The sequence below is a fragment of the Thermodesulfobacteriota bacterium genome (genome assembly GCA_036482575.1).
GTDB lineage: Bacteria > Desulfobacterota > GWC2-55-46 > GWC2-55-46 > JAUVFY01 > JAZGJJ01.
On the sequence record JAZGJJ010000211.1, the window covers coordinates 1 to 4,489 of the forward strand.

Genomic DNA, 4,489 nt, shown 5'->3' on the forward strand with positions numbered 1-4,489 from the left:
ACAGCGACGGGACCGACATGTAGTTCAAGAGCGGGTATATGAAGAGGAAGAACCAGTCGAAGGGGATCTCACCGGAGAGCACCTCGAGATTTGCCGACCCGCCGCTCACGGCCGGATTCAGGGCCGAGACGACCAGGAGGACGACAAAGAGTGAGTACATCATCTTCCTGGGGGGGTGTATCATCGCCTTGGAGATCCTGCCGAGGTGGAGCAGAAGGAAAATAATGAAGACAACGAGGATGGAGGCGAAGTGTATAAAGAGTATGATGTAAAAGAAGTTGTCCGCGAGATTTTCGGGCCTGGCGAAGTTCAGGCTGAGCGGGAGTCCGAATATCGGGACGTTCTCGATCATCTCGGCCGAGAGCACCGCCACGAGCTGGGCCCTGTCGTCCCATACCATCCAGTAGCCGAATATGCCGCCCGCCCACACGATCCAGGCAATCGCCACGCCGCTCACCCAGGCTATCCACCTCCAGTGGGCGTAGCGCTTGAGCACAAAGCAGCGCAGCGCGTGCAGGAGCATGACTATGACGAGCCCGCTCGCGGCGTAGTGGTGGAGGCTCCTCATGAACCCCCCGAGGTACCACTGCTCGTGGACCAGCCACTCGATCGACTGGTAGGCCCCGTCCCTGGATATCTCGTAGAAGATAAAGAGGTACACCCCGGAGACCAGTATGACCCAGAGGAAAAAGATGCCGATCGCCCCGAGATAGTAGAATGGGTTCAGCTCCGGGGTACAGAACGAGTTGGCCAGGCGCTCCACCCTTAGCCACAACCTGTGGACGGGACCTATGCCTTCGGACTCCGATTTCATCCCGCCTCGCCGCCCTTTAAGAGCCTCAGAAAGAACGCCTTTATGCGACCGCCCCACACGGCCATAACCACGGCCATTAGAATGAAAAACTGCATGACGGCCCCTCCGAATACGTAGTAGTCCACGACGTACTTGCCGGTATAGGGGTCGTACCTCGAGCAGAGATACTTTATCTTCTCTACAATAGACAGGCCCCTCCTGGGCTCGGGATCTCCCCTCAGCAGCGACCCGAGGGCGCTCCCGACAAGCTCCCCCTCGCTCCTGAGCCCGAATATATGGCGGTAGACCCTCCCGTCGGGGGAGATCAGCGTGGCCAGGTCCATGTGGTCGAAGCCGCCCTCATCACGCCTTGAGAAGAAAAAACCCGTCTTCCTGGTGAGCTCTTTTATCGTCTCCACGTCGGAGCTCGCGAACCTGAACGAACTCCCCTCGAAATCCTTGATATGACGGAGCGCGTACTCCTTGAGCTTCTCCGGCGTGTCGTTCTCGGCGTCGAAGCCTATAACAAGCACGTTAAAGACGTCTCCGAACTCCACCCTCGCGTCGTCGACCGCCTTTTTGAAAGAACGGGTTATCGTGGGGCACACATGGGGGCAGGAGGTAAAGATATAGCTCATAAGGAGCGGCCTTTCACCTCCGAAATATTCGTGGAGGCTGAAGCTCACGCCGTCCTGGTCCACGAGCGTGTAGTCTCCCAGTTCCCCACCCTCCGCCGCCTCGGCCCTGTCGATCGCCGACACGAGCACATCGATGCTCACATCGCCGGCAAAGGCGGATACGGAAAGGGAGAAAACGAAAAGTACCGTTATATAGAGCGATATAAAGGGACGTCGTGTAATCATCTCGGCCGCAAAAAACCCTTAAAATTAAGCGAGCATCGACTATAACACAGGCGCACGAAAAAGGCAGATGTTTTTAGCACCGTCTACCCGGCAGGGCGGCCCATAAAAATAGAGGGCCGCACGCTCAGCGTACGGCCCTCTATCGAGTTTATCACCCCGAGGGTTTATCACCCCGAGGGTTTATCACCCCGAGAGTTTATCACCCCGAGAGTTTATCGCCCCGAGGGTTTATCACCCCGGATAGTTCCTTACTTCACACCCCACAGAGTGGTGATCCATTTGAGGTGCGCAAGCCATGACAGCACGAATAGCGCAAGGAATATGAGGGATATCACGAACGTTCCCGGCGCTTCCATTTCTTCTTCATGTCTCTCATCTGACATCTCAACTACCTCCTTATTGTTGGCGGCTTAACCCGCGGCTTAACCTTCCACCTTCTCGCCGTAGAATACGCTGCCCAAGCTTATCACAACGTAGATTCCACCGCCCACGACGGCCAGCAGAGACCCGACTCCCATCAGACTAAGGAACATGTCGACGGACGGGTCGAAGCTGAACGAGAACGGTGCGCCGGAGAAGGTGATATCCCAGTGCCTTCTGGGCACGCCGAAGCTGCCGGCGGCCATCATGGCCATGGCGAATATCGTAACCCCGATGCCGTAGAGGTACGGCTGTATGACAGCCAGACCCGGCAGTATAAGCTTCCTGCGGAAGATGTAGGGCAGTATGAGGTAGGTGAACCCCATGAACGCCAGCGTCGTACCCGCCACGACCGTGGTGTGGAAGTGGCCGGTTATGGCGAAGGTGTTATGCCGGACGATGGCGAACTGCTCGGTGCCGAAGATAACGCCCGTTATGCCCCCGAGGAAACCGAAGAGAACGAGCGATATGGCGATGGCGGAAAACGCCGGGTTGCCCCACGGCGCCTTCTTAAGCCACTCGAAGAGTCCCGCGGTGTAGCCCTTCTTCCTAAGCGCAACCTCCCAGGATGCCGGCACGCAGAAGGCATGCATCATGCTGGCAAGGACCGCGAGGTGCATCACGTAGCTGGTGTTCACGATCTTGTGCCAGTTGCTCAGTATCGGGTCGGTGAGAAGATGGTGCTCGGAGGCGACGTTGATGAAGAGGATGTAAAGAACGAACGCCGTCCTGGAAAGCTTCTCGTTGACCGGTTTCGCGCCGAGCGTAAAGGCGGCGGTCATGTACCATACCGCGACCATGGCGCAGACGTTTATCTGCTGCGAGGCATGTCCCAGGGCCCAGAATACCAGCCTGTAGGCGCCCGGGTCGACGTTCGGGATAAGCCCGGCCGACCAGAGAAGCGTCGGTATCATGATACCGGCGCCGTGGCCGAACGTCAGGATCGCTATGATGCACGCGGCCGCCATGCCGTAAGCGCCCAGCGGGAGCGTCCTCTGGAACGCGCCCTCCCTCTTGGCCACGACTATGTTGGCGAAGAAGAGACAGAACGCTATAAGCGAACCCACCGCGAAGATGATGATCCCGAGGTAGTAGAACGGGCTCGCCTTAAGCGGCACGTACGAGGTAAAGAGCACGTCGCTGCCGCCGAGAAGGACGATAACGTTTATCAGCACCCCTCCGCCGAGCATCATTGCGAACGCTACCCACGCGACCTTGGGTGCCGCGGCCCTCGTTCCCAGAAGTACGGAGGAACAGAAGTACACCAATCCTATCTCAAAAAATATTATCCATGCCAACAGGGCGTCCACGCCGTGAAGCGTAAGAAGCCTGTAGTACCACTGGATATCCAGCAGGTGCACGCTAGGCCACCTCGTGAGCGCCATCAAGAGCCCGAAGAGCCCGCCCGCGGCGAGAAGCGCCACTCCGGCCACCACGTTCCACATTATGAGCGTCTCGGCGTTCTTCTCTATCTTAAGTCCGGATAACGAACATATCCTTGTTTCCGACATCAGTTCACCCCCCTTACTTTACGTATAGTTTGCCGACCATCATGTGGTGACCGAGACCGCAGTACTCGTTGCACACGAGATGGAACTCCCCGGATTTATTGGGAGTAAGTGTTATCACGTAGTCGTAGCCCGGAAGGGCCATGAAGTTCATGTTTACGGGCAGTATGGAAAGACCGTGCTGCAGGTCCATGGAACTTAAGTGCACCCTGTAGGTCTTGCCCTTCTCAAACTCCAGGATGGGATACCATCTCCACATGCTCGCCTGCAGGAAGACGTCCGAGCCGGGCTCCGGGTGAACCACCGGTATCCCTTTCTCTTCCCCGACCTGGTATTGTTCCACCATCTTATCCACGAGACCCTGGAACTGGTCATTGGTAACGGTGTAGGTCTCGCTCGGGGGGTTGGTAGACCCCACAAGATGATAGATCGGCATGAAGAGGAAGGATATTACCATCCATACCAAGGCCACGCTGATCCACAACCTCTCGTCTTTGCTGTACGGCTTCCACCATATTCTTTCAGGTTCTTTTAACGCCATGCTCTCACCTCCTTACTTCTTAATGCGACCACAGTAATACGGCTACTTTTTTCCACAATGTCGAGTACGACTTCTTTCCTTTTTTTCCGCTTTCTTACCTTAGCTGCAACGGGGGCACGTTAAAGACCTCGTAGAGGCCCCACACGGTAAATACCAGTGTCGGTAGCACATTCCCGATCACAAGGAGCAACCAGATGTTATCGTAGAACTTCTGCCAGCCGGGTATCTCGCCGTCCTGCCTTATCTCTTCTGACATGGGCCTGCCTCCTTTTTGTTTGCTATTTATTGCTGTTTATTATGGCTATGCCTGTACATCCATTAGCCCTGTAGCCCGGCCGGACGAACCACACCGCAGCCCGGACAC

6 protein-coding genes are annotated in these 4,489 nt (G+C 56.4%); all 6 read right to left on the reverse strand.

Annotated elements, in window-relative coordinates; all coding sequences use genetic code 11:
- A partial coding sequence (locus V3W31_09355; GenBank protein MEE9615132.1) for a cytochrome b N-terminal domain-containing protein occupies positions 1–814 on the reverse strand: 814 nt, incomplete at its 3' end.
- Entirely contained in the window at positions 811–1,656 is an 846-nt protein-coding gene (locus V3W31_09360) for an SCO family protein (GenBank protein MEE9615133.1), read from the reverse strand. The genes V3W31_09360 and V3W31_09355, both read right to left, overlap by 4 nt.
- Before the next feature lie 248 nt (positions 1,657–1,904).
- On the reverse strand, positions 1,905–2,039 hold the full coding sequence (locus V3W31_09365; protein ID MEE9615134.1) for a hypothetical protein: 135 nt from the start codon (positions 2,037–2,039) through the stop codon (positions 1,905–1,907).
- Between the two features lie 39 nt (positions 2,040–2,078).
- Positions 2,079–3,587: a cbb3-type cytochrome c oxidase subunit I gene (locus tag V3W31_09370; GenBank protein MEE9615135.1), complete on the reverse strand. Its 1,509-nt coding sequence runs from the start codon at positions 3,585–3,587 to the stop codon at positions 2,079–2,081.
- A gap of 13 nt (positions 3,588–3,600) precedes the next feature.
- Entirely contained in the window at positions 3,601–4,125 is a 525-nt protein-coding gene (locus V3W31_09375) for a cytochrome C oxidase subunit II (GenBank protein ID MEE9615136.1), read from the reverse strand.
- 94 nt (positions 4,126–4,219) lie between these two features.
- Positions 4,220–4,381, reverse strand: a complete 162-nt coding sequence (locus tag V3W31_09380) for a hypothetical protein (GenBank protein ID MEE9615137.1) — start codon at positions 4,379–4,381, stop codon at positions 4,220–4,222.
- Positions 4,382–4,489 lie beyond the last annotated feature (108 nt).

Bases quoted from the DNA above. Each gene is read 5' to 3' on its own strand.
- V3W31_09375 (MEE9615136.1), bottom strand. From the start codon at position 4,125: ATGGCGTTAAAAGAACCTGAAAGAATATGGTGGAAGCCGTACAGCAAA.
- V3W31_09365 (MEE9615134.1), bottom strand. From the start codon at position 2,039: ATGTCAGATGAGAGACATGAAGAAGAAATGGAAGCGCCGGGAACGTTC.
- V3W31_09370 (MEE9615135.1), bottom strand. From the start codon at position 3,587: ATGTCGGAAACAAGGATATGTTCGTTATCCGGACTTAAGATAGAGAAG.
- V3W31_09360 (MEE9615133.1), bottom strand. From the start codon at position 1,656: ATGATTACACGACGTCCCTTTATATCGCTCTATATAACGGTACTTTTC.
- V3W31_09380 (MEE9615137.1), bottom strand. From the start codon at position 4,381: ATGTCAGAAGAGATAAGGCAGGACGGCGAGATACCCGGCTGGCAGAAG.